This window comes from Kitasatospora sp. MAA4 (assembly GCF_029893355.1).
Classification (GTDB): Bacteria; Actinomycetota; Actinomycetes; order Streptomycetales; family Streptomycetaceae; genus Kitasatospora.
This window is the reverse complement of the sequence record NZ_JARZAI010000002.1, coordinates 286,388-311,874: the sequence shown is the minus strand read 5'-3', so window position 1 is coordinate 311,874 and position 25,487 is coordinate 286,388. Positions and strand designations below refer to the sequence as shown.

At 68.5% G+C, this 25,487-nt stretch carries 14 protein-coding genes; 8 read left to right on the top strand and 6 right to left on the bottom strand.

Annotated features, from left to right (window positions below):
• Nucleotide 1: 1 nt before the first annotated feature.
• Together P3T37_RS03710 and P3T37_RS03705 are read left to right on the top strand one after the other, a co-directional pair.
• Nucleotides 2-9,034 carry a LamG-like jellyroll fold domain-containing protein gene (locus tag P3T37_RS03710; protein ID WP_280721933.1) on the top strand — a complete coding sequence of 3,011 codons (9,033 nt, stop codon included), beginning with the start codon at nucleotides 2-4 and terminating at the stop codon, nucleotides 9,032-9,034.
• Nucleotides 9,035-9,043: 9 nt separating this feature from the next.
• Nucleotides 9,044-9,601: an Imm1 family immunity protein gene (locus tag P3T37_RS03705; RefSeq protein WP_280721932.1), complete on the top strand. Its 558-nt coding sequence runs from the start codon at nucleotides 9,044-9,046 to the stop codon at nucleotides 9,599-9,601.
• 1,783 nt (nucleotides 9,602-11,384) lie between these two features.
• On the opposite strand, the gene P3T37_RS03700 is transcribed toward P3T37_RS03705, so the two are convergent.
• Together P3T37_RS03700 and P3T37_RS03695 are read right to left on the bottom strand one after the other, a co-directional pair.
• Nucleotides 11,385-12,017: a hypothetical protein gene (locus P3T37_RS03700; RefSeq protein ID WP_280721931.1), complete on the bottom strand. Its 633-nt coding sequence runs from the start codon at nucleotides 12,015-12,017 to the stop codon at nucleotides 11,385-11,387.
• Complete coding sequence (locus tag P3T37_RS03695) at nucleotides 12,014-12,298, bottom strand: hypothetical protein (protein WP_280721930.1); 285 nt, start codon at nucleotides 12,296-12,298, stop codon at nucleotides 12,014-12,016. The genes P3T37_RS03700 and P3T37_RS03695 overlap by 4 nt, the downstream gene beginning before the upstream one ends.
• A 452-nt stretch (nucleotides 12,299-12,750) precedes the next feature.
• On the opposite strand from P3T37_RS03695, the gene P3T37_RS03690 reads away from it, so the two are divergent.
• From P3T37_RS03690 to P3T37_RS03680, 3 genes are all read left to right on the top strand, one after another.
• Nucleotides 12,751-13,335: a DUF5919 domain-containing protein gene (locus P3T37_RS03690; protein ID WP_280721929.1), complete on the top strand. Its 585-nt coding sequence runs from the start codon at nucleotides 12,751-12,753 to the stop codon at nucleotides 13,333-13,335.
• A 119-nt stretch (nucleotides 13,336-13,454) separates the two neighbouring features.
• Nucleotides 13,455-14,393: an EndoU domain-containing protein gene (locus tag P3T37_RS03685; RefSeq protein WP_280721928.1), complete on the top strand. Its 939-nt coding sequence runs from the start codon at nucleotides 13,455-13,457 to the stop codon at nucleotides 14,391-14,393.
• Nucleotides 14,394-14,397: 4 nt separating this feature from the next.
• On the top strand, nucleotides 14,398-14,754 hold the full coding sequence (locus P3T37_RS03680) for a hypothetical protein (protein WP_280721927.1): 357 nt from the start codon (nucleotides 14,398-14,400) through the stop codon (nucleotides 14,752-14,754).
• Nucleotides 14,755-15,217: 463 nt separating this feature from the next.
• On the opposite strand, the gene P3T37_RS03675 is transcribed toward P3T37_RS03680, so the two are convergent.
• From P3T37_RS03675 to P3T37_RS03665, 3 genes are all read right to left on the bottom strand, one after another.
• Entirely contained in the window at nucleotides 15,218-15,430 is a 213-nt protein-coding gene (locus P3T37_RS03675; RefSeq protein ID WP_280721926.1) for an acyl-CoA carboxylase subunit epsilon, read from the bottom strand.
• A gap of 42 nt (nucleotides 15,431-15,472) precedes the next feature.
• Nucleotides 15,473-16,255, bottom strand: a complete 783-nt coding sequence (locus tag P3T37_RS03670; protein WP_280721925.1) for a hypothetical protein — start codon at nucleotides 16,253-16,255, stop codon at nucleotides 15,473-15,475.
• Nucleotides 16,256-16,427: 172 nt separating this feature from the next.
• Nucleotides 16,428-17,771, bottom strand: a complete 1,344-nt coding sequence (locus P3T37_RS03665) for a hypothetical protein (protein ID WP_280721924.1) — start codon at nucleotides 17,769-17,771, stop codon at nucleotides 16,428-16,430.
• A gap of 753 nt (nucleotides 17,772-18,524) precedes the next feature.
• Here P3T37_RS03665 and P3T37_RS03660 point away from each other — a divergent pair.
• On the top strand, nucleotides 18,525-21,224 hold the full coding sequence (locus P3T37_RS03660; protein ID WP_280721923.1) for a helix-turn-helix transcriptional regulator: 2,700 nt from the start codon (nucleotides 18,525-18,527) through the stop codon (nucleotides 21,222-21,224).
• 37 nt (nucleotides 21,225-21,261) lie between these two features.
• On the opposite strand, the gene P3T37_RS03655 is transcribed toward P3T37_RS03660, so the two are convergent.
• Nucleotides 21,262-21,615 carry a metalloregulator ArsR/SmtB family transcription factor gene (locus P3T37_RS03655; protein ID WP_280721922.1) on the bottom strand — a complete coding sequence of 118 codons (354 nt, stop codon included), beginning with the start codon at nucleotides 21,613-21,615 and terminating at the stop codon, nucleotides 21,262-21,264.
• A gap of 298 nt (nucleotides 21,616-21,913) precedes the next feature.
• On the opposite strand from P3T37_RS03655, the gene P3T37_RS03650 reads away from it, so the two are divergent.
• Together P3T37_RS03650 and P3T37_RS03645 are read left to right on the top strand one after the other, a co-directional pair.
• On the top strand, nucleotides 21,914-23,137 hold the full coding sequence (locus P3T37_RS03650) for an MFS transporter (RefSeq protein WP_280721921.1): 1,224 nt from the start codon (nucleotides 21,914-21,916) through the stop codon (nucleotides 23,135-23,137).
• Between the two features lie 142 nt (nucleotides 23,138-23,279).
• Nucleotides 23,280-25,367 (top strand): elongation factor G-like protein EF-G2, encoded by a 2,088-nt coding sequence (locus P3T37_RS03645; RefSeq protein ID WP_280721920.1) that lies wholly within the window; start codon nucleotides 23,280-23,282, stop codon nucleotides 25,365-25,367.
• Nucleotides 25,368-25,487 lie beyond the last annotated feature (120 nt).

Here is a 25,487-nt window from a genome sequence, read left to right as displayed (position 1 = left end):
CGTGCAGGTGCCGCAGCCGGCCATCACCTCCACGCTCTCCCAGAACGGGGACGCGAACGGGTTCGACCCGGCCAGCGGCAACTACACCAAGTCGGTCACCGACGCCCAGGTCAGCGGCACCGGCCCGAGCCTGGACGTGGTCCGCGACTACAACTCCCGCGACTACCGCACCAACGGCGCCTTCGGCTCCGGCTGGTCCAGCGTCCTGGACGCCCGCGCCACCGAACTCAAGAACGCCTCCGGCACCCTGACCGGCGTCGTGGTCACCTACCCGGACGGCTCGCAGGTCGGCTTCGGCAAGAGCGCGGACGGCACCTTCGCCGCACCGGCCGGCCGCTTCGCCACGCTGCGCACCATCACCGGCGGCTACACCCTGACCGACAAGAACGACACGGTCTACACCTTCACCCAGTCCCTGGGCACCGGCGCGTACGGCATCTCCTCGATCGCCGACGCCAACACCCGGGCGATCACCTTCTCCTGGACGTCCGGCGAGGTCACCGGCATCACCTCGGCCGTCTCCGGCCGCGCGCTGCACTTCACCTGGTCCACCCCGACCGGCGCGGGCAGCCCGCACGTCGCGACGGTCTACACCGACCCGGTGCAGGCCGGGAACGCGAGCACCGACCTCACCTGGACCTACAGCTACACGGGTGACCAGCTGACCAAGCTCTGCTCGCCCACCGACACCACCAGCTGCAGCCAGTACAGCTACACCCCGGGTTCGCAGTTCCAGACCCAGGTGCTGGACGCCGGGGCCTCCTCGCTCTGGCCGTTCAACGAGGCGCCCGGCGCGACCACCGCCGCCAGCGCCGTGAACACCAACGAGGGTGCCGACAAGGCGACCTACAGCAACGTCACGCTGGGCCAGGCCGGTCCGCTGGCCGCCAGCACCGCCACTGCGGCGGGCTTCGACGGCGCCTCCAGTTACGTCGAGGTGCCCAAGAGCCTGGCGAGCAGCTCCAGCCAGTACACGATGTCGATGTGGTTCAAGACCACCTCGACCACGCCCGGCGTGCTGTTCTCCTACTCCACGCTGCCGCTGAGCAGCGGGAGCAGCGCCGACCAGTACACGCCGTCCATCTACCTGGACGCGCACGGCCGGATCAACGCCGAGTTCTGGAACGCCTCCGGCGTCGCGCCGATCGTCTCGGGCGCGGTCAACGACGGCAACTGGCACCAGGTGGTGCTGGCCGGTGCGGGGTCCTCGCAGACCCTCTACCTGGACGGCAGCCAGGTCGGCTCGCCGCTGAGCGGCATGATCTCGCGCAGCGGCGGCTACACCAGCGCGCTGCAGGGCCACACCTACATCGGCGCCGGCTTCCTGGGCGGCGTCTGGCCCGACGAACCGCACTACTCCAGCACCAGCAACACCGGCTACGCGACCTACTTCAACGGCACCATCGCCCAGGTCGCGGCCTTCCCCAAGGGCCTGACCGCCACCCAGGTGGCCGCCCAGTACGCGGCGGGCAAGCAGGCCGGCTCCCTGCTGACCGGCATCACCCGCCCGTCGGGCAAGCAGTTCGCCACGGTCGCCTACGACACCAACACCGCCCAGGTCACCCAGGTGACCGACGAGAACGGCGGCGTCTGGCAGATCGGCAAGCCCTCGGTGGCCGGCTCCAGCCAGGTCTACCGCTCCGCCGTGATGGGCGCGGCTCCGGCCGGCTACTGGCGCCTGGGTGACACCGCGGGGGCGAGCAACGCCTACGACGAGGTCAAGTACGGCACCGGCACCTACAACGCGGTGACCCTCGGCTCCGGCGGCCCGTTCGCCGACGCCAGCGCGGCCAAGTTCGACGGCAGCTCGTCCTACGTCCAGCTGCCGCCCACCGACACGGTCGGCACCGGGCCGAACTCGGTCGAGATGTGGTTCAACATGCCGGCCGGCAACACGGCGGGCGGTGTGCTCTTCGACTACGCCGGGGCCTCGCTGACCGGCGGCTCTCCGCGCGGCAACAGCTGGGTGCCAGCCCTGTACGTCGGCACTGACGGCAAGCTGCACGGCAAGTTCTGGGACCAGTACACCACCTCCTGGCAGATCGTCACCCCTTCGACGGTCAACGACGGCAAGTGGCACCACGTGGTGCTGTCCGCCTCCGCCACCTCGCAGTCGATGTACCTCGACGGCACCCTCACCGGCACCACGCTGGGCACCCGGACGGTCTCCCCCTCCACCTACGTGTACGTCGGGGCGGGCGAGAGCTACAGCTGGCCGAACGGGCCGAGCAACGTGCTCGGCTACTTCCCCGGCTCGATATCCGACGTCGCCTTCTACCGCTCGCAGCTGACCGCCGCCGACGCGGCCCAGCACTTCCAGGCCGGCCAGAACTCCACGGGCCTGGTCCCGCTGGAGACGGTGAACGTCATCGAGCCCAGCGGCAAGACGCTCGTCCACCAGTACGACCCGAACGCCGGCAACCACCAGGTGGCCGAGATCGACGGCGGCGGCAACAAGACGACGTACGGCTACGACAGCGGCGGCTTCCTGCACACCACCACCGACCCCAACGGCGATGTGACCACCACGGGTCACGACGTGCGCGGCAACACCGTATCCACCACCGCCTGCCAGAACCAGGCGGCCGGCACCTGCTCGACCAAGTACTTCTCGTACTGGCCGGACGACACCACCGCCACGCTCACCACCGCCGACCCGCGCAACGACGTGCTGCTGACGGTCCGGGACGGCCGGTCGTCCTCGGCGACCGACAACACCTACCTGACCAGCTACGCCTACGACGCGTCCGGCAACAAGATCAGCACCACCACCCCGCCGGTGGCCGGCTTCCCCAACGGCCGTACCACCACGACCACCTACAGCGACGGCAGCGCCAACTTCCCCGCGACCGACACCGGAAACGTCCCGCTGGGCCTGGCGGTGAAGACCACCTCGCCGGGCGGCGCGGTCAACTCGATCGCCTACCTGCACAACGGTGACGTGGCCTCGACCACCGACCCCGCCGGCCTGAAGACCACCTACACCTACGACGGCCAGGGCCGTCCGCTGACCAAGACCGTCATCTCGGACACCTACCCGACCGGCCTGACCACCTCCCTCGCCTACGACGGCCAGGGGCAGGTCATCCAGGAGACCAACCCGCCGATCACCGACCGGGTCACCGGCGCCGTCCACACCTCGGTGACCAGCACGGTCTTCGACACCGACGGCAACATCACCTCCCAGACGGTGGCCGACACCACCGGCGGCGACTCGCCGCGCACCGAGAGCACCACCTACAACCAGTACGACCAGGTGGCCAGCCGCACCGACGCCAACGGCAACGCGGGCGCCCCCAACGGCGCGACCACCCGCTCGACCTACGACAGCAGCGGCAACCTGCTGCAGGAGACCGACCCGGCCGGCAACGTCACGGCCTACACCTACGACTCCAACGGCCAGCTGCTCACCCAGAGCGTGCTCGGCATCACCGGAGACCCGACCAACCCGACGGCCCCGACCACAGTGGTCGAGTCCTCGCGCGCCTACGACCCGGCCGGCCGCCTGGCCTCGGTGACCGACGCGATGGGCAGCACCACCGCGTACACCTACACCGACGACGGCATGACCGCCACCGTCACCAAGACCGACGCCAACGGCGCCAACCCCTTCGTCCTGCAGTCCAACCTGTACGACGCGGCCGGCAACCTCACCCAGCGCACCACCGCCAACGGTGCCACGGTGACGCAGTACCAGGTGGACGCGGCCTCGCGGACCACCGGCACCACCGTCGACCCGACCGGCGTCAACCGGATCACCACCATCTCGTACACCCCCGACGACCTGGTCGCCACGACCAACCAGCGCAACTCCTCGTCCAGCTACGACCAGACCACCTCTGCCACCTACGACGCCGCCGGCCGGCCGCTGACCGAGACCCTGTACGGGGACGCCTCGGGCCATCCGGCAGGCTGGTGGCCACTCAACCAGACGGCCGGCTCCACGGTCACCGACAGCTCCGGCAACGGCAACAGCGCCTCGGCCTCCGGTGCGGTCACCTGGTCCGGCGGCGCAGCCTCCTTCAACGGGAGCAGCGGCGCCATCTCCACCAACGGACCCGTGCTCAACACGGCGTCCTCCTACTCGGTCTCGGCCTGGGTCAACCTCGCCGACACCTCCGCCTACCACTCCTTCGTCACCCAGGGCGGCACCAACGTCCCGTCCTTCTACCTTCAGTACAACGTCGCCCTGGGCGGTTGGGCCTTCATCGCCAACAGCTCGGACTCGGCGAACCCCACCGCCTACTACTCGGCGCACACCTCCTCGGCCGCGCTGAACACCTGGACCCACCTGGTCGGCGTCTTCGACTCCTCGTCGGGGGCGATGAGCCTGTACGTCAACGGCGCACTCGCCGCCACCGGCAGCAACCCCAGCCCGTGGACGGGCAACGGCGGACTGACCGTCGGTGCATCCACGGCGCTCACCATGGCCCCCTACAACCTGGACAACGGCCAGGTCGCCAATGTCCAGGTCTACCAGCGCGCCATCTCCCCGACCGAGGCCGCCACGCTGTTCAGCAACGGCCGCAGCGGTGGAACGGTCGGTTCCTCCAACCAGCAGACCACCAGCACCACGTACGACCAGCGCGGTCTGGCCACCTCGACGACCGATGCCAACGGCAACACCACCAACTACGTCAACGACGAGGCCGGCAACCGCACCATCACCTCCGCGCCGAGCGTCTCGGTGGAGACCGCCACCAGTGCCCCGGCACAAGCCCACCCAGTCACAACCAGCGGTTTCAACACCTTCGGCGAAGAGGTCGAGCAGCTCGACCCGAACGGCAACGAGACCACTCACACCTACGACGCCAACGGCGAGGAGACCTCTGCCACCGACCCGTCCTACACCGCGCCAGGTAGCAGCACCCCGATCACCGCGACCACCACGCAGACCTACGACGCGCTGGGCAACGTGATCACCGCGACCCGGCCCGACGGCAAGTCCAGCAGCTACATCTTCGACCAGCGCGGCGAGTTGGCGCAGGAGACCACCCCGGACGGCAACAAGAGCCACTACAGCTACGACGCGAACGGCGACAAGCTCTCCGTCACCGACGCCTCCGGCGCCGTCCAGCAGGCGACCTACGACTACATGGGCCGCCAGGTCACCAGCACCACGCTGGAGCGCTATCCGACCGCGCAGACCCTGACCAGCACCTCGTCCTACGGGGTGACCACGGGCAACCCGTACGGAGCGTTCCTGGCCTCGCAGACCTCCGCCGAGGGCCGCACCACCTCCTACAACTACAACCGGGTGGGCGATCCGACCTCCACCACCGACGCGGCCGGCAACACCACCCAGTACACGTACGACTTCCTGGGCAACCGGCAGCAGACCATCGCGCCGGACGGCACGTACACCCAGGTGAACACCAACGCCCAGGGCCTGCCGGTGAGCAGTACGCAGTACAACGCCGGCGGCACGTACCTCGCCGGGACCTCGCGGACCTACGACGGCGACGGCAACGTGCTCTCCAGCACCGACGCCCGCGGCAACACCTCCACCTTCACCTACGACGCCACCGGCATGGTGACCAACGAGGTCCAGCCGGTCTCGGCCACCTCCTCCATCACCACCTCCTTCGGCTACGACGCGACCGGTCAGCGGACCCGCTTCACCGACGGCCGCGGCAACTCCTGGAAGTACACCTACAACTCCTGGGGCAAGCCGGAGAGCTCCATCGCTCCGACCACCTCGACCTACTCGGCGGCGTCCGACGCCACCACGACCGACATCTACGACCAGCTCGGCCAGCTCACCCAGGTGAACGAGCCCGGCGGCGTCACCGAGTCCATGACGTACGACGTCTCGGGCAACCTGACCTCGCAGTCCGGCAGTGGAGCCGAGGCGGCCACAGCCACCCGCAACTTCACCTACGACCCGCTGGGCCAGGTCCTCACGGCCCAGACCACGGCAGCCGGCACGGCGGGCCAGAGCGGCTACCAGCCGGCGACCAGCGAGTCGTTCGGCTACGACGACCGCGGCCACCTGCTCTCCGCGAGCGGCACGGCCGGCTCCAGCTCGTTCGGCTACACCAAGGACGGGCTACTCGCCAACCGCACCGACGCGGCCGGCACCACCTCCTACACCTACGACACCGGCGGCCGACTCTCCACCCTGGCCGACCCGGCCACCGGCAACACGCTGACCTACTCCTACAACGCGCTCTCCCAGCCCACCACCGTCAGCTACGGCGCCAGCGGCCAGAGCCGCGCCTTCAGCTACGACCAGATGCACCGCCTGACCGGTGACACGCTCACCTCGGGCAGTTCCACGCTCGCCTCGATCGCCTACGGCTACGACGCGAACAGCAACCTGACCTCCAAGACCACCACCGGCGTCACCGGCGCCTCGGCCAACACCTACACCTACGACTTCGCCAACCGGTTGGCCTCCTGGAACAACGGGACCACCAACACCGCCTACTCCTACGACGCCTCGGGCAACCGCATCCAGGTCGGCTCGAACGTCTTCACCTACGACGAGCGCGACCAGCTGACCTCGGACGGTACGCAGACCTACCGCTACTCCGCCCGCGGCACCATGATCGAGGACCGGACCGGCGGCACCCCCGCCGTCTACGCCTCGGACGCCTACGGCCAGCAGATCACGGCCGGCCAGGACACCTACGCCCTGGACGCCTCCGGTCGCGTGATGACCTCGTCCAGCACGGCCACCGGCAACCGGACCTTCCAGTACACCGGCGGCTCCAACCAGCTCGCCTCGGACGGTTCCAACACCTACACCTGGGACTCCGCAGGCGGCCTGATCGGCACCAACACCCCCGGCGGCGCCGCCTCCACCGGCCGCACCGTGATGACCGACCAGCACGACGACGTGGTCGGCCAGTTCGGCGCCGGCTCGACCACACTGACCGGCTCGCAGACGTACGACCCGCTGGGCAACGTCACCGCGACCGCCGGCCTGATCGGCCAGCTCGGCTACCAGTCCGGCTGGACCGACTCGGCCAACGGCAAGGTCAACATGGGGTCGCGCTGGTACAACCCGGCCGACGGCGTGTTCCTCAACAAGGACACCGTCTCCAACAACCCCACCCCCAACTCGGCCGCGGCGAACCCGTTCGCCTACGTCGACGACAACCCGATGATCGGCACCGACCCGAGCGGCCACTGCTCCTGGTGGACCGGCTCGTGCGAGGTCCAGGCCGCCAAGGCCGCGGCCTCCCGCGTCGCCAACGCGGCCAAGGCCGCCATGGCCGCGGCAGCAGCCGCGGCACGCCAGGCGGCCGAGTGGGCCGCCCAGCAGGCCGCAGCGGCCTACGCCGCCGCAGCCAGGGCAGCCGCAGCGGTCCTCCAGGCCGCCCAGCGCGCCGCCGCCATCGTGGCGAGCCGCGTCGCCGACGTAGGCCGAAGGGTCTACCGAGCGGCCCAACGCGTCTACCGATATTCCGTACGCACCGTCAGACGCGTGGTGCACACCGTGGTCCACGCCGTCCATACCGCCTATCACGCGGTGGCCAAGGCCGTGAAACACGTGGCCGCAGCGGTGAAGCACGTGGCAAAGGCCGTCGGCCACGCCGTCGCCAAGGCAGCCGTCGCCACCGCCAGCTACGTCAAGCACCACGCCGCGGCGATCACCTCGTTCGTGGTCTCCACCGCCGTCTTCGCCGGCTGCGAAGCAGCCACCGCAGGCGTCGGCACGGTCGGCTGCTCGGCCCTCTCCGGCGCAGCCGGATCCCTGGTCGACCAGGGCTTCAAGTGCGCCTCAGCCGGCGGCAAGGCCTGCTCCGCCGGTGCGTTCGGCAAGTCCGCCCTCGAGGGCGGCATCGCCGGCGCAGTCGGCGGCGGCCTCGGCGCCCTCGGCGGCAAGCTCCTCGGCAAGGCCGGCCCGATGGCCCTGGACGCCGTAGGCGGCCTGTTCGGCAAGGGAGCCACCGAAGCCGTCGACGTCACAGCAGAAGACGCCACCGCGACCGCCACCAGCGACACGGTGAGCGAGGAAAGCAGCACCGCAGCCGACGGCTGCCACAGCTTCACCGCAAACACGCCGGTCCTTATGCCCGGCAACACCACCAAGCCCATCAGCCAGATCAAGATCGGCGACCAGATCACCAACTCCGTGCCTGGCAAGGACGGCACCGAGACTCACACCGTCACCAACGTCATCGTCACCACCACCGACCACGACTTCGTCAACCTGACCATCACCCCGACCACGTCCTCGACCACCGCCAAGGCCGGCAAGGCCCTCCTCGGCCTCGCCGCCGGCGTCGCCGCCCTGACCCTCTGGGCCGCCCCGGCCCAGCCCGCCTCGGCCGCCGAACCCACGGCCGCCACCTCGACGACCGCCCCTGCGACTCAGACCCAGGCACCCGCCCCGGCCGACGACGTCCAGACCAACGGCTCGACCCTCACCACCACCTACCACCACCCCTTCTACGACGAGACCCAGCACGCCTTCATCGAGGCCCAGTACCTCAACCCCGGCGACGTCCTGACGACCCCCACCGGCACCGCCACGGTCGCCGCCACCCACCTCTTCCACGCCAACACCACCACCTACGACCTCACCATCGGCGACCTCCACACGTACTATGTGGAAGCTGGAACGACGCCGGTACTGGTCCACAACTGCGATTCGGTTAGAGACATCGCCGACAGCCTCCCGGTTCGCGGCCAGGGGGACAAGACAGTTGGGCAGGTTATAAAGTTTGGAGACGATGGAGTTTCGAGGGTTGGGGCGCCCTTCCAGAGTGGACACAGTTCGGCCTCCGGAGATATCGACGAGTTCCTGAGTAATTCTCCCCACATCAGCAACCCGCCGTCCGGAATGCATCCATCCGTGAGTCACGTTGAGACCAAGCTGGCATGGAACATGCGAAATGCTGGTGTGGAATCAGTGGATGTTGTCATTAACCATGCTGACGGTCCGTGCAGCGGCACGCTAGCGTGCGAGTCGGCCGTCAAGGCCATCCTCCCTAGAGGTTCGACTTTGAATGTGTGGTTTAAGGATGCTGCGGGAGCCATGCGGAATGTTCCGCTGAGTGGCCTCGCAGATCCCCTAGGATGAGTGGTAGCAGTGATACTGAGCACCTTCTTCAATGGAAACTGGGCCTACGGTGAGACTGCGGAGGAAATGGCACGCATAGTTTCGAACGTCATGGAGAACCTTCGCGGAGAGGACGGCGAGGGGAGGAGCTACACTCCGGGGAGTGATGCGTGGTTCTCCATGGCAAGCGAGCGGCACACCAATGAAAATCGAGCGGCAGATAACCATCTGCGCGTGGCAGTCAACAGGCGGACGGGATATGGGAGTCTCATCTGGTTTGTCGACGGCGGCAGTTCCAGGGTGGGCGAGGTCTATGAATCCGTTTGGATTTCTAACAATCCCCACCCGCCTTCTGTCGACCCGCGCGTTGTATCAGACCCGGGCTACCCTCTTTTTCATGACCCAGCTAGTGCGATTCCACTCGACCGGGTGCGCGCGGCGCTCGAAGAGTTCTGCCTTTCAGGGAGCGGGGACCGCCCTAGCTGCATCGACTGGGCGCCCGGAGAAGTGAATGGTCAGCGGCTTGACAGGGCTCCCGTAGTGGACTTCGTGGATGACCCGGTGATCGACTGGGGTAGCCTTTCGTAGCACATAGCAGAGAAATTGTGCGTAGGCGTGAGAGCTCGCGCGGCAATACTCTGTGACGCATTAGACCCAGAGGGCCCAGTGGATTAGTTTCCGCTGGGCCCTCTGGGGTATCTCACGGCTGCAGTTGACGGCAAGGTCAGCAGGAATGTAACCGATGGCAGCGGTGCCGCTGCACGGACCGGGGCATCCGTTATTTTCTTTGCGGCGCTGCACGCCGCCACGACTTACTCCCTGGATGAGCGTCATCTCACTTCCCACTTTGACTCACCGTCAGGGAGGCATCGGGTTCGTCCGACGGACAGGCGGGCCGTGGCGGCGGTAAGCTCGCAGAACGCCCAAACGTCCCTGGGGGAAGCCTTGAATACTGCTCTACGATCAGCTATATCCGCTGCTGGCATCTCACCTCGCCAGCTGACGGGCCGCGCGAGAGTGACGGGCAAGACCGTGGAGCGGTGACTTGCGGCAGTGCTATTGAAGGTCACTCGACGAAGTACCAGTTCGTGGACGAATCCTCACTGCGCATCCCGCGCAACCCGTATGGAATGCGGGGCAAGCCATCGACTGTGGATCACCTGGACGACGTTCGGGACGACCTCATGGATGCCAATTCGGGCTGGACGCATGTTGCAGGTGAGATAGACCGAGTCACCGGAGATGTACGCCCGGTACAGATCATCAGAGGCCAACGGAGAGATAAGCAGACCTAACCTCTCGCTCCAGCCGAAAGACAGGATCGCCTCTGTTCGTGAGCTCCGTTGACACCGTGACGAACGGAGTCAACGGAGCTCACGAGAGCTCGGAAACGCCATTGATATCCACATGTTGGGCAAGGGGCCGATCCTGATTGGTTCCGAAGCCCAGACCGTAGCCAGCAATCTCCCGTTTCGATCCGAAGGAGAGAACGTGTCTCCCGTCAGTCGACAAGTCCAGCTCCTGTTGCTGCCCGGAGATGAGGACCAAGTCCTACAGGCGATTCGCGCCAGGTATCCGGAGGTGAAGCTCCTCGCCAATGTTCCCTGGGCGGACGCGGAGAACCCACCGGTGCAGACATCGGTTGGGGACTGTGGGACCATCGCAACCATCTGGAATCCAGCGCTTCACCCGGTACTTCCAGTGGATGTCCGCTCGGACGGCAGAATTTTCGGTCCTGGCACCGGACCCATCGTCCAATGGGTGAGGAGTCTGGAGACGTCGCCCGGCGTCTTGGACTCCGGCCGTTGGGCAGCAGGGTTCAATAAGGAGAAAGACCCGGAGATGGCATCCTTCGTCGCGTCTCTCTGGCGAATCCTCAACCGCTGCACCAGCAATCGGATGGTGCGAACAAAAGGGGCTGACACGAATGCTCCTGGCATTACGCCTGAACGAGGATTCAGAGTCGGAATGAGCGCGGCAGAGCGCGGCCTGGAGAGTAGCCTGAGAATGCGCTCCGGGCAGATGTACCTGCGTCCGGAGGCCATGTGAAGCCAGGAGGAAGCTACTCGACCCTCCGCCCCTGATCCGAACAGCACAACGACGACGAGGCCCCCGCTGAAGGGTTCAGCGAGGGCCTCGTCGGCTGTCTCAGCGGCCGAGATTCACGACACCCTCGCTGCCGTCGACGACGAGGCCCTCGTGCACAACGGGTTCTGGCACGCGCTGTGCGAGGACGTCGCAATGGAACGCCCGTCCGAGGCAGCTCGCCACCCGACCGGCACGAAGCCACCGATGCCCCGCCCTACCCCCGCCCCGCCCCGCCCAGATGGTCAGCCCGGAGCAGCGATGGAAAGGTCGGAGGGGATACCTGCTATGCGATCGCCGTACATGCATGTCCGAGCGAGGAACGTCCCGGGCGGACGCGGGGACGGGCGCCTGTCGTCGAGCAGCCGGAGCAGTTCCGCAATGTCGTGCTGGTCGAGGTCAGCGGGCCGGCACGACCCCGCTGACCTGGAAGGGCCGCCGCAGCACCTCCACGCGTCCTGGCGCACTCCAGTGCGAACGCCGCCGGGCAGAAAGCCACCCACGACCGGAAGCCGGCCAAGGCTCGCAAGGACCTCGAACGGCTGACCCGCGCCCTGGCAGCCAGCACTACCTCGACCAAGTCAAGGTCGACGCCCGCCTGGCGGCTATCGCGCTGCCCGTCTCGCCCCTTAACTACCGCTTGGTTCAGCGTCAGTTGGATTTCATCGTGCGGGTCGTCGGTCATCCCGCAGCCGTGTTCGGTGTCCATGTTGGCTTTGGCCACGCGGCCGCGCAGGGTCTCGCTGCGGTCAGCGGGGCGGACCTGCTCCGGCTTGCGGGTGATCTCCACGCCACCGCCGGGCGGGCGGAGGTAGAGCTCGCCGTGGCGATTGTCCATGACGACCAGGACGCGCAGCGATGTGCGGTCGACGACGTAGCTGCCGGCCAGCGGGACATCGTCGGGCGGGGTGCTGCTCACGTACTCATTTCCCTTCGCACAAAGGACAGTTCGGCCAGCCCAGCGGACACGACCGTGCCGGGTAGAACGCGGCCCGAGCAGCACGCGTGATCCTTGAGACAATCGGCGATCGCCTGCACAGTGCGCACGTTGCACCCGCCGATCTCGATGTGGACGCCGTACGGACTGACGGTGACCCGGCCACCCTCCAGGCCGGGCAGCGGTGGCAGACCGTTGAGCTCCAACGCGTCCACCAGCGCGCCCACGGCCCGCTGCGCGGCTTCGCGGAGCTCCCCGACCATCCGCTCCTCTTGGGACTCAACTCTGCTGCTTGCCACGGGCGCTCAACCCCTCAACGAGCAGTCCGGCGATCGTCACGACCACATCCGACCCCGCGCGGACCGGGACATCCGTCAATTTCATTGCTGTGCTGGATGCTGCCACGGCTTACTCCCTGGATGAGCGTCATCTCCCTCCCCACTCTGACTCACCGTCAGGGAGGTATCGGGTTCGTCCGACGGACAGGCAGGCCGTGACGGCGGTGAGGTCACAGAACGCCCAAACGTCCCTGGGGGAAGCCTTGAATACTGCTCTACGATCAGCTATGTCCGCTGCTGGCATCTCGCCTCGCCAGCTGGCGGGCCGCGTGGGAGTGACGGGCAAGACCGTGGAGCGGTGGCTGTCCGACGGCGCCCTGATCCCCCACACTCGGAACCGAGAGGACGCCGCACAGGCATTGGGAGTTGAGGCAACTATGCTGTGGCCGAAGATAGTTCGGGACGTTTTCAAGACCGGCCCCGATCGGGAGATTGTCCGCAGCTACCCCTACCGGTCGGCTTGCCCCTCAACCGTGTGGGGTCAACTGATCAACAGCGCCCAGGCCGACCTGTACTTCGCCGGATACACGAACTACTTCCTCTGGCTCGAACAGCCGAACCTGGTCGAGACATTGCGCCGGAAGGCCGAGACGGGCTGTCGGGTGAGGTTCCTCATGGGCGACCCTGACGGTGACGTGACCCGCCAGCGAGAAGCCATCGAGGACGTTGCCCTGTCGGTCTCCACCCGGGTGAGGATCAGCCTTGAACACCTGCGCCGCCTCGGGCCGCAAGAAGGGCTTGCGGCCCGCTTCTCAGCCCCCGTGGACGCCATGAACCACGTCAGCCTGTCTGTCTTCCGATTCGATCAGGACGCCCTCGTCACGCCGCACTTGGCTCGACTGGTAGGTCACGACTCCCCACTGATGCACCTACGCGGACAAGGCGAGGGTGGCATGTGGTCCCGGTTCGCCGACCATGCCGAAGAGCTGTGGGAGCGTGGCACGCCGGTACCGCTGTCTTAAGAAGGCCTCACCAGACCCGCAGGACCCTCCTGGTCCCGCTCCGGTCTTCCCCGCCCAACCGTTCAGGTAGGCCGCAGCGGTCGTCCAGGCCGCACCACGCCGCGGCGATCACCTCGTTCGTGGTCTCCACCGCCGTCTTCGCCGGCTGCGAAGCAGCCACCGCAGGCGTCGGAACGGTCGGCTGCTCGGCCCTCTCCGGCGCAGCCGGCGGCCTCGTCGACCAGGGCTTCAAGTGCGCCTCAGCCGGCGGCAAGGCCGGCTCCGCCAGTTCCTTCCGCAAGTCCGCCCTCGAAGGCGGCATCGCCGGCGCAGTCGGCGGCGGCCTCGGCGCCCTCGGCGGCAAAATCCTCGGCAAGGCCGGCCCGATGGCCCTCGACGCCGTAGGCGGCCTCTTCGGCAAGGGAGCCACCGAAGCCACCGACGTAGCAGCAGAGGACGCCACCGCGACGGCCACCCGCGACACGGTGAGCGAGGAAAGCAGCAGCGCAGCCGACGGCACCTGCCCGGTCCACAGCTTCACCGCGAACACGCCGGTCCTGATGGCCAACAACGCCACCAAGCCGATCAGCCAGATCAAGATCGGCGACCAGATCACCAACTCCGTGCCCGGCAAGGACGGCACCGAAACCCACACCGTCACCAACGTCATCATCACCCGCGAGCATGTGTTGGACGGCGCTATCAACGGTAGGAGCCAGATCGCAGGCTGGCACCTTCATCCCGATCAAACCGGGGGCACACCCGAAAATCGATTCATCGACGGTACAATGTCCACCAATGCGGACGGTAAAGTCTCGGTGACCGGGACAGTTGGCGCTCGCCTCCCGGGCGGTGGGAGGCTAGCAAAGAATGCCAGCGCTGGCCATACGTTCTTCCCGGCCAACTGGGCGGACACCGACGTCATGGCAGCCGGCCAAGAGCTGTTCGACAACGGCACCTACAAGCGCGGCGGGACTATGGTCACCGGAACGGTCCGTGGTGTGAAGATGACCAGATTTCTGCAGAAAACGGCAGACGGTACATATACACCGTCGACCTTCTTCCCGGTGGGGAAGTAGCAGCATGATGGGGATACAGGCGTGGTCTTTCGCGGTAGATGAGGATGATTTCGTTATCGCGGAGGGACCGACCGGGACTGACGATAACATCAGACTTACAATTGAGACCCTCATCATTCCGTTCGGGACTCGGGCAGCAAGCGCCGAGACGTACCTTCGCGAGTGGCGCAGGATGTCACGGGAATTCGAACACGAGTACACTCTCGGGACATCCGGTGCGAGCGCGAAGAGAATCGACGCCAGCCGGGTTGAAATCGGAGATATGTACGGGCAGTTCGAGACATGCACGATGAGTGTGGACGACTTCGAGCGCGCGCTGGAATGTCTGATCCAGTTCCTGTCGGCGCACGCAATAAAATGAGCCCAGCAGTCGATTTCTAGCTGGCGACTGATACATGTGAGGTTCAGCGAATCTAGTTCCGGGGGCTCTCCTAACCCCCGGAACTAGATGAGTGAACTCCCCAGCGGCCCACCGGTTCCCCGGTGGGCCGCTTTGTCCTGTCGGGTCCCGCCTCTACGGCGGCTCGGGTCAGGGATCCATCGCCTCGCCCGGACGCCGGCCCGCGCCAGCGCTGGAAAGCTCGGAGGGGTTGCGTCCCGTGAGATCCCCGTGCGTGCCCGCCGGGAGGAGTGGCCGCGATGTCCGGGCGAGGAACGTCCCGGGCGGGGCTGAGGGCCGGGCGCTTGTCGTCGAACGGCCGGAGCAGTCGCGCAACGTCGTGTGGCCTTACCTCGGGGACTGACACCGGGGGGCTCGACGGCCCGTTCGTCTGAGCCCGACTGCGGAAGCCCCCAAGGTGCGGGGCTTCCGCGCGTCTTCGATCCTACGCAGCCTGCTGCCAGCTGGTGGGAGAGAAGTACACCGGGCGGAGCGTCAGGGGGTGGCGGCGAGTGGCCGGGATCGGCCGGCGGGCGGTGGCCGCGGCGGCGGATCGGGCGGCTGCGCGGGTGAGCAGGACGGCGGTCAATGCGGCGAGTTCCTCGTCGGTGAGAGTGCCGCGGGTGATGACGATGTCGGCGGTCGTGCGGTTGGTCATGCTGCAGTCCTCCCAGCCACAGGACGTGTCGGCCGCTCGCGGTCAGTTGAAGAAGTCGTTGCGCAACGCCAGGCCGGCGCCGTGGTCCTGGATGGTGATGCTGTCGGCGTCCCGCAGCTCGAAGCCGTCCTTGTGGGAGCTGATGGAGGTGCCCAGGAGCAGGTAGACGATCATTCCGGGCTGGAAGATGTTCCGCGGGCCCAGCAGCAGCCGCTCCAGCAACCTGCGCGGGTAGATCATGGCCTGTCGGCCGAGGGTTCCGGTCCGCTGCCAGGCGACGGCTCCGTCGCGCTCGATCGAGGCGCTGACCTGGCTGGACGCCGGCAGGTCGCCGAGTATGACCTCGGACGACAGGACGGACGGGTGCAGCTTGGACAGGTTCGCGAGATTGCGGTGCGCTGTCCGCAGACCGGCGTCGGAGAAGTCGTTGGCCAGGGTGTATCCGAGATAGACGGCCTCGCCTGCGGTGTCGATGCAGTAGATCGCGCAGTACTCGACCTCCAGTCCGCCGCCGGAGAGCCAGGAGGAGCCGGTCAGCCGGTCGCCGTCCGCCAGCAGCAGGCTCCCCGGGCCCTTGTAGTAGAAGTCCAGGCCGCCCTTCTCCACCGGCTTCCCGTTGACCGAGGCGTGCGTGTACCCGAAGCTGTAGACCGCTGCCATCGAGGGCGTGTCGGGAAGGAAGGGAACGGTCCCGGGCGCTCGCCGGCCACCACCGGCTTCGGCCCACTCGGGGGTCCTGGCAGGCTGCTTGCCGAGGTAGTCGGCCCATGTCAGGCCGCTGTCGGCGTATCCGAACGCCAGCTCATACGAGCTCGCGAACGCCAAGCCGCCTCCCATGCCGCCTCCCGCGTCGGACCGCACGACCGCGGCCCTCGTGTCGCCGTCGCGATAATCCATCAGTCTGATCACAAGAACTCCTAGGTCGGGTGACGAGGAGCGGCCACAGCGCGCCGCAGGTCGCACCCGTGGCCGCTCCTCTCGCAGTTCCGGCGTCGGCCTACTTCTTCGCGAACGCCTTGAACAGCACGCCGTCCACGCGCAGGTCCCTGATCTCGACCAGGTTGTCGGGGTGGTCCAGGCTGCCGGGGAGGTTGCGGCTGTCGATCACGACTATCCCGCCCGGCAGCAGCGGGCGCTGCAACTCGGCGAGCGGCACCACGGGCGTCAGGTCGGAGTACTCGGAGACCACCAGGTGATAACCGATCCGCCGGTTGTAGTGGAAGGTGCCGGCCGTTTCGAGCGGCAGCGTGGCGTCGGTGAGGTCGGACCGGACCCGCAGCTTCTTCTGCGCGTGCTCACCCGCCCACTGGAGCAGATACGCCGTCATGGCCGTCGAGTTGGTGACGACGTCTGTTCGCGCGGCAGCGAGCGGGGCCAGCAGGCGCAGCGAGCCGGGATTCACGAGCAGCGCCCGGCAGTTGCGGCCGGCCACCTCGCGTACGCAGTCGGCGAACTCGGAGTCCGTGTCCGGGCCGAGGAGTTGGGGGCTCTGCTCGGCGTAGACCCGGAGCCAGTCCTGGTTGACCCGGTCCCAGTCGGAGATCTGGACGACCTCCTCGACGGTGAGGTGGTAGCGGTCGAGCAGGAACGCCTTGAAGGGCTGGTACTGAAGGATCCGGTCGTGGTCGCCCACGATGGAGTAGTCACCGACCCAGCCGTTGATGAACGACCGGGTGCCGACGATGCTGGCGAGCCCGAGGTAGTCGCTGTTCCAGCCCACCAGCGCGTCGCGCCCCACCCAAGCGAAGTCGCGTAGCACGACCGCTGGTTGCCGGGTCATGGAGACGGTCCGCGAGGCGATGGACGGTCGGCCGTACGCGGCGTGGTCCTGACGCAGCAGAAGGCTGCCCGGGGACATCCACGCACCGTCACCGATGGTGATGTCGCCTCCCGCGTTGATCCCGCTGCCCTTGCCGAACCTGGTGTACTTGCCGATCCTGATCCTCGGGATCTGCTCGGCCTCCAGTGCGTAGTGGTGGTCCGCGTGCGGAGCGCTGAAGTACGCGCCGCTCTCGAAGTTGGTGGGCATGATCCAGTGCTGCCCGGTGCCCTCGCTGACCAGCAGCGGATCCCCCGAGGTGTCGACTGAGAAGTGGTCGCCGGGGAGGCCGAGTTCGGCGGCCAGGCCGGCCAGTGAGGCCTTGACCAGCTGTCCGAACTCCATCTGCTGCTGCTCGTTGCCGATGCTGGAGGACTTCTTCCGGAGCTCCTTCAAGGTCTGCGCGTAGCGCACGATCGGGTAGGGATCGACGGCGGACGGCTGGGCCAGCCTCGCCGCCAGATCGGCGACGTCCACTCGCTCGACGGTGGTGTTCGGGTCGAAGTAGTCAGACTTGCTCACGGTTCCCCCTGCGATCGATGTCATTCGTGGTCCGGCGCGTGGTCGGCGCGTGGTCGGCACGTTCGCGTTCGGTGTCCGGGGCACGACCGTCGGCGTCAGCCGCCGGCAGCCTGCATCCGGCCGCAGCGGCGGCACCTCGGCTCGATGGATGCGCCACGAACCACCCCGAACGCTAAGCACGGCGTCATCCGCGTTCAACCCGTAGCGACCCCCCTAAAATCCGCCCGCCGAGCCCCCCTGGAAGGCCCCCTGGCAAGAAGTCGTAAATTCGATGGACAATTCGACGGCCAACCGTTTCGGAGCGCCGGGTGGCGAGCGACCGTAATACCGGTCAGCCGACCGGTCAAGAACGACCCAGGGCCCACTGCGGCCTGCTCGGCCGATGGACATAAACGGACCGCGCAATTCCACTCGCTTCACAACGGCGCACCCCTGTGTCTCGTGCCACACTGGCGATTGTCGCCAAAAAGGGATGAAAAGGGCGTTTCGATCGCCCGCATCGGGAGCAAACCGGGGCGAGGGCCTCTTTTTCCCCGGCCTTGCGCCACACTCCGACAGAAGCCGTTCCGGTCGACCGTGTACGCTCGGCATTGATCGATTGAATTGCCCAACGCGCACGTGTCGCAGCCGAGAATGCCCAGGGGCAGCCGATGCTGACAGCGCGTACTTGTTTTTCATCCACGTTCGCGCCCGTTAGTCATCGTCCGTAGGCAATCGGGCTGCGAGCACACCGGGGAGGATGAGGAATCGCCCATGCTGGTCGACAGGGAAGATCACTTAGCACAGTTGGACCAGGTGCTGACCGCGGCTGCTGCGCAGGGCGCCCGGCTGGCCACAGTGGCCGGACCCGCGGCGAGCGGCAAGAGCACTCTGGTACGGAACTTCACCGATCGGGCGGCCGCCCGAGGTGTGACCGTCCTTTCGACAGCGGTGACCGCCATGGACCGGACACGTCCACTGCGCATGCTGCAGAGGCTGGTCCCGGGCGAACCCTTCGGGGGTGAGTGGGCGGACCGTCTGCCGCTCGCCGTGCTGGAGGCGTGCGTCCGACGGATGCCGGGGCCGGTGGTGCTGGTCGTGGACGACGCGCACGACGCCGACGAAGCCTCACTGCGCTGCCTGTTCGCGCTGGTTCGCCAGGTCCGAGAAGCACCTCTGCTGGTGCTGCTGGCTGGGCGGGACGACAGGGGAACGGGGGTGCCGGGGCTCCAGATCCAGCCGGCGCGCGACCTGCTCGATCGCCGCATCCGGATCGACCCGCTGCCCGAAGCCGCTGTCCGGGAGTTCCTGGCGCAGCGCTTCGGCGACGAGACAGCCGCCCGCCTCGCCGTCCGCTCCCATACGGTCAGCGGGGGAAACCCCCGACTGCTGGAGGGCCTGGCAGTCGACCTCGACCGCAACCGGGTCGCCGCATCGGGCGAACCCATGGCGGGTGCCGGGTACCGCGAGGCCGTTGTGCACCTCATCGAACGCTGCGGTCCGAGCACCGCCCGGATCGCCAGCGGCGTCGCCGTCCTGGAGGAGTGGGCCACCCCCTGCCGGCTCAAACGGCTGCTGCAGATGGACGCCGACACGGTGATCGCCGGCATCCGGCAGCTCAACCACGCCGGGATCCTCGCCAGCGGGCGGTTCCGGCATCCGACGGCTCGCAAGACGGTCCTCGCCGGCATGGGCGAGGAGCAGCGAGCCGCCCTCCACGCGGGCGCCGCGGGGATCCTGCGCGACGAGCACGCCCCACCGATCGCGATCGGCCGTCACCTGCTGGCCGCAGAGCGGATCGAGGGAGGGTGGGAGGTCGAGGTGCTCCACGACCTGGCCGAACGCGCCATCGACGACGGCGAGCCGGAGTTGGCGCTGGAGTGCCTGGGGCTGGTAGCCCGGGGCAGCATCGACGACCTGCAGCAGGCCACCACCACCGCGATCCTCGCCCGCGCCGAGTGGCGGACCGACCCTCCGCTGGCCGCCCGCCGGATCCCCGAACTGGCCGACCTGATGGCGAATGGCCGCCTGGACGAGAAGCGCATCCTCGACTCGGCCAGCCTGCTGCTGTGGTTCGGGTACGACAGGGTCGTCGCCGACGCCCTGGCCAGGATCGACCGAACCGCCGCGACCCTGCCGACCAAGTTGCTCGGGCAGTTACGGGCCGCACAGGCACAGTTGGAGCTGGCCTATCCCGGCACGGCCGTCAACCGCCGGCCGGGCACCGGCCCGGGCGTGCCGGCCGACCTGGACGCCTCGGCCGAACCGCCCGAGTACGAGGCCGCCACAGCCAGGACAACCGCCCTGCTCGCCCGTTTGAGATCCGGCCACCCGCTGCCGGACCTGACCACCGAGTCCGAACAACTCCTGTCTGCGTCAACCCTGTTGGATGAGCAGACGGCGGCGCCGACGCTTACCGCCCTGACCACGCTGATCGCCACCGACCGCCTGTCGAGCGCCGAGTTCTGGTGCGACGTCTTCATCGCCGAGGCGGTGACCGCCCGGATGGCCTCCTGGCAGTCGCTCTTCACCGCCGCCAGGGCGGACATCGCGCTGCGGCGCGGCGATCTGCGACGGGCCCGGGCCGACGCGCAGGCCGCCCTGGCACTCGCCTCCGCAGCTCCCAGCGAGGTCGGCATCGGCTGGCCCCTCGCGGTGATCGCCCAGGTCGACACCGTGACCGGGCACGTGGAGCAGGCCGCCGAGTATCTCCGCGTGCCGGTCCCGGGGGCGGTGTTCCGCACCCCGATCGGCCTCTACCACCTGCAGGCGCGCGGCCGCCACCTGCACGCAACCGGGCACTTCCAAGCGGCACTCGACGACTTCGAGGCTATCGGCCGACTGGTGCGCCAGTGGCAGCTGGACCTCCCCGGACTCGTTCCGTGGCGCACCGACGCAGCGCAGACGATGCTGTCGCTCGGCCACACCTCCACCGCGCGGGAGCTGGCCGAGGAACAGCTGAGCCTGGCCGGCCCCGCCGCGATCACCGCCCGCGCCTCGGCACTGCGGATCCTGGCCGCCTGCTCCGAGCCCATCCAGCGCCCCGAGCTTCTCAGCGAGGCCGTCGACATCCTCCAGAATTCGGGCGACCAGCTCGAACTGGCGCACGTCGTGGCCGACTTCGGCCGGACCCAGGAGGAGCTCGGGCATACCGCACAGGCCCGGATGATGCGCTGCCGCGCCGAGTACATCGCCGGGCAGGCTGGTGCCGAACGCCCGCTGCGCGTCCTGTTCCCGCCGACCGGCCGGGGTCCGGCTCGCGCCGTCAGGTCAGCCGACGAGCAGGCGGCCGAGTTGAGCAGAGCCGAGCGGCGGGTGGCGTCGCTGGCGGCTCGCGGGTACACCAACCGGCAGATCGCGGAACGACTCTCCGTCACGGTCAGCACCGTGGAACAGCATCTGACCCGGGTGTTCCGCAAACTCAAGGTGCGCAGCCGCACTCACCTGCCGGTGAGCCTCGACCACGTCGGCTGAACGGCCCGGAGGGGCTGCACTCCCAGCCTCTCCGGGCCTACGCACCCACCGGGGAGGACTCCGCACTGTCCGCGCGGAGCGCATCGTCGACATTGCTCAGCACCGCGGTGAGCAACCCGGGAAACCGTTCCTCGAACTCGTCCGTACGAAGGCGGGCGCTCTGCTGCTGCCCCTGGTGCAGCCGCCGCAGCAGCCCGCATTCGCGTAGCACCCGGAAATGATGCGAGGCATTCGACTTACTGATCCCCAGGGCGCTGTAGATCGCAAAGCACTCGGTCTCGCCCCGGCGGGCCAGGAGATCGACGATCCTCAGCCGGAGCGGATCGCTCAGGCCGTGCATCACCTCGGTCAGGCTGACATTCGCCAGGTCGGCATGGAATACGTCTCGCATATCGCTGAGTCTACTTTCCGGGTCGCTACCGTTTCACGATCATGGGAGGCCGCTCGCTCCGAACGACTGGGACGCACCTGGCAGTTCAGACAGCCGAACAGCCGAGCGATGGCACAGGGGCGCGCAGCGGAGCCTAGGCCATCGGCTGCGTCCTCGGTCGGCCCCGAGCGCTTCGGCGGCACTGCCATCGGCCCGGGACGCCGTCGCGAGCAACTGCCTGTCCAGGAAGGCTCACTGACAGGGCACCAGTCGAGCATCGCACTTTCCAAAGGTTCAACGACTGTTGTACTGTCCATGCATGAACCCACGGATCTACCTCCTGGCACTCGGCACGTTCACCGTAGGCACCGAGGGCTACGTGATCGCCGGCGTGCTTCCGAGCGTCGCTCACGACATGCACGCCTCGGTGTCCATGTGTGGACAGATGGTCACGGTGTTCGCGCTGGTGTATGCACTCGCCGGACCGCCCCTCATCGGCCTCTTCCACAAGGTTCCGCCCAAGCACCTGCTGATGGGAGCCGCGTTAGTCTTCGCTGTCGCCAACCTGCTCGCCGCCGTCGCGCCCAACTTCGCGGTGCTGACCGGCGCTCGGGTTCTCGCGGCCCTGGGAGCCGCGCTGTTCGCGGCCCCTGCGGCCGCCACCGCCGCGGCGCTCTGCGCGCCTGAGCAACTCCCCCGGGCCATCGCGGTGACCGCGGGCGGCAATGCCGTCGCGCTGACCATGGGCGCTCCGATCGGGACCATCGTGGGCTCGGCCTTCGGCTGGCGGGCGTCCTTCGTCTTCGTGACGGCACTCGCCGTCGTCACCGCGGTGGCCGTCTGGTTCGGACTGCCCGATGTCCCGACCGCCGGCTCCAGCGTCGCCGGGCGGATCAACCTGCTGCGCCGCACCCCGATCCGCTGGGGTCTGGTGACGACCTTCGGCCTCTTCCTGGCCGCCTACTGCGTCTACACCTACCTGTCCCCCGTGGCCCACCAGGCGACCGGGCTCAGCAGCGACGGCGTGGCCGCCCTGATGATCGTGTTCGGAGCGGGCGGACTGCTCGGCGGCCGCCTGGTCAGTCGGGTGCTCGCCAAGCACGGCATCGCCACCGTCCTGCGCGGCGCGCTGCTGCTGATCACCGCACTGCTCGCGGTGCTGACCGTTCTCACCCTGGTGCACGTGCCGGTGGTGGCCACGGTGATCGCGTTCCCGTTGATGTTCACCTTCGGACTGGCCTGGTGGTCCGGCGGCATCAGCCAGCAGACCCGGCTGGCCGGCCTCGCCCCCGCCCAGCGGGCCCAGGCCCTGGGTCTGCACTTCTCCGCCCAGTTCCTGGGCGTGGCCGTCGGCGGCGCCCTCGGCGGTCTCGCCCTGTCGGGGATCGGCGCCGGTGCGGTTCCGGTCGTCGGCGGGGTGATCGCCCTGCTCAGCATCCTCAGCATCCGCCAGGTCGTCCCGACCCCCGAAACCGCGGAGGCGGCCGCCCCCGAGGCCGCCTCCGCGCCGCTCCCGGCCCGCGGGGCCACGGCCTCGCGCTGAAGCGGAGACGGAGGACGGGCCCCCGCCGGCAACGGCGAGGGCCCGCCCGCTTCGGATGGCCGGGCTGCGGGAGGGGTGGAAAGCTCGGAGGGGATGTGTCCCGTGCGATCCCCGTGCGTGCGTGTCGGGAGGAGTGGCAGCGATGTCCGAGCGAGGAACGTCCCGGGCGGGGGCGGGGGGTCGGGCGCCTGTGGTCGAGCGGCCGGAGCAGTTGCGCAATGTCGTGCTGGTCGGGGTGAGCGGGGTCGGGAAGACCACGTTGGCCGAGTCGCTGGCGCTGGCGGCGGGGGCGGTGACCAGGGCCGGGCGGGTCGAGGACGGGACGACCGTTGCCGACTACGAGGAGATCGAGCAGCAACAGCAGCGCTCGGTCCGGCTGGCCGTGCTGCCGCTCGAATGGCGCGGGGTCAAGATCAACCTGCTGGACCCGCCCGGCTACGCCGACTTCGCGGGCGAGCTGAACGCCGCGCTGCGGGCCGCCGACGCCGCTGTCTTCCTGGTCTCGGCCACCGAGCCCGTTACCGGACCGGTCCTCGCGCTCTGGCGCGCCTGTGCCGACGCCCGGCTCCCGCGGGCCATCGCCGTCACCCGGATGGACGCAGCCCGCGCCGACTTCACCGAGGTACTGGCCGCTTGCCAGCAGGCTTTCGGCGACGGCCGCCCGGAGTCCGTCCAGCCGCTCGACCTGCCGGTGCGCATCGACGGGCACGTGCACGGCACGGTCGAGGTCCTGTCCGGCGACCGGCATGGCGACGCGCACGGCGAGACGCACGGCGAGGTCGGCGCGCCGCCTGACACCGGGCCGGCCCGCGAACAGCTGGTGGAGGCCATCGCCGGCGAGGACGACGAGCTGTTGGAGCGCTACCTGGACGGCGAGAACCTCGACCCCGGCACACTGACCCAGGGCCTGCGCGGCGCCGTGCTGCACGACGCGCTGCACCCGGTGCTGCCCACCACCGAGGACGGCACCGGCGCCGTCGAGCTACTGGACCTGATCGTCGACTCGTTCCCCGCCCCCACCGACCGCACCGGCCGCGACGACCCGCTGCCCTGCGACCCGCAGGGCCCGCTCGCCGCGCAGGTGATCCACAACACCGGCGACCCGTACGTCGGGCGGCTCAGCCTGGTCCGGGTCTTCGCCGGGACCCTGCACCCCGACACCCTGCTGCGCGTAGCCGGTGGCCAGGAGGCGACTGAGGAACGGATTTCCGCCCTCACCGGCCCGTTCGGCAAGCTCCAGCGCCCGGTCCCGGAGGCGATCGCCGGCGACCTGGTCTGCGTCGCCAAGCTCACCGCCGCCCGGGCCGGCGACACCCTCTCGGACCCGGCCGCACCGCAGCTGCTGGAGCCGTGGAGCGTGCCGGAGCCGCTGCTGCCGATCGCGGTCGAGGCGCACAGCAAGGCCGACGACGACAAGCTCGCCCAGGGCCTGGCCAAGGTCACCGCGCACGACGCGGCGGTCCGGGTCGAGCAGAACGCCGACACCCACCAGATCGTGTTGTGGTGCACCGGCGAGGCCCACGCGGCGTACGTCCTGTACCAGTTGGGGACGCTGTACGGCGTCCGGGTCGACCAGGTGCCGTACCGGGTGGCGCTGCGCGAGACCTTCGCGGCGGCGGCGACCGGGCACGGGCGGCTGGTCAAGCAGTCCGGCGGCCACGGGCAGTACGCGGTCTGCGAGTTGCTGGTGGAGCCGCTGCCGGCCGGCGGCGGTTTCGAGTTCGTGGACAAGGTGGTCGGCGGCGCCGTGCCGCGGCACTTCGTCCCGTCCGTCGAGAAGGGCGTGCGGGCGCAGTTGGCGAACGGCCTGGGCGACGGGCACCCGCTGGTGGACATCCGGGTCACCCTGGTCGACGGCAAGGCGCACTCGGTGGACTCCTCCGACGCCGCGTTCCAGACCGCAGCCGGCCTGGCGCTGCGCGACGCGGCCGCCCAGACCACCGTCCGGATCCTCGAACCGGTCGCCGACGTCGGAGTGTTGATCCCCGACGAGTACCAGGGCGCGGTCTTCAGTGACCTGTCGATGCGCCGCGGCCGGGTGCTCGGCACCGAGGCCGCGGGCCCGGGGCAGAGCCTGCTGCGCGCCGAGGTCCCGGAGCTCGAACTCACCCACTACGCAATCGACTTGCGGTCCCTCTCGCACGGCACCGGCTCGTTCACCCGCACCCCGCTGCGCTACGACCCGATGCCCGCCAACGTCGCCTCGCACCTCGCCCAGGCGGAGGACTAGCACTTCTCGCTCTGGGCCTGCCGGATCAGCGGCTCGGACTTGTCCACGGTGAAGGTGGTCTCCCACGTCACGGCAGCCTGGCGCAGCGTGTCGGCGAACTCCTGGTAGCTGCGGTCCTGT

Coding starts and splice junctions, on each gene's coding strand:
- P3T37_RS03655 (WP_280721922.1), bottom strand. CDS start 21,615: ATGCGAGACGTATTCCATGCCGACCTGGCGAATGTCAGCCTGACCGAG.
- P3T37_RS03690 (WP_280721929.1), top strand. CDS start 12,751: ATGCTGTGGCCGAAGATAGTTCGGGACGTTTTCAAGACCGGCCCCGAT.
- P3T37_RS03680 (WP_280721927.1), top strand. CDS start 14,398: ATGATGGGGATACAGGCGTGGTCTTTCGCGGTAGATGAGGATGATTTC.
- P3T37_RS03675 (WP_280721926.1), bottom strand. CDS start 15,430: ATGACCAACCGCACGACCGCCGACATCGTCATCACCCGCGGCACTCTC.
- P3T37_RS03660 (WP_280721923.1), top strand. CDS start 18,525: ATGCTGGTCGACAGGGAAGATCACTTAGCACAGTTGGACCAGGTGCTG.
- P3T37_RS03645 (WP_280721920.1), top strand. CDS start 23,280: ATGTCCGAGCGAGGAACGTCCCGGGCGGGGGCGGGGGGTCGGGCGCCT.
- P3T37_RS03650 (WP_280721921.1), top strand. CDS start 21,914: ATGAACCCACGGATCTACCTCCTGGCACTCGGCACGTTCACCGTAGGC.
- P3T37_RS03695 (WP_280721930.1), bottom strand. CDS start 12,298: ATGGTCGGGGAGCTCCGCGAAGCCGCGCAGCGGGCCGTGGGCGCGCTG.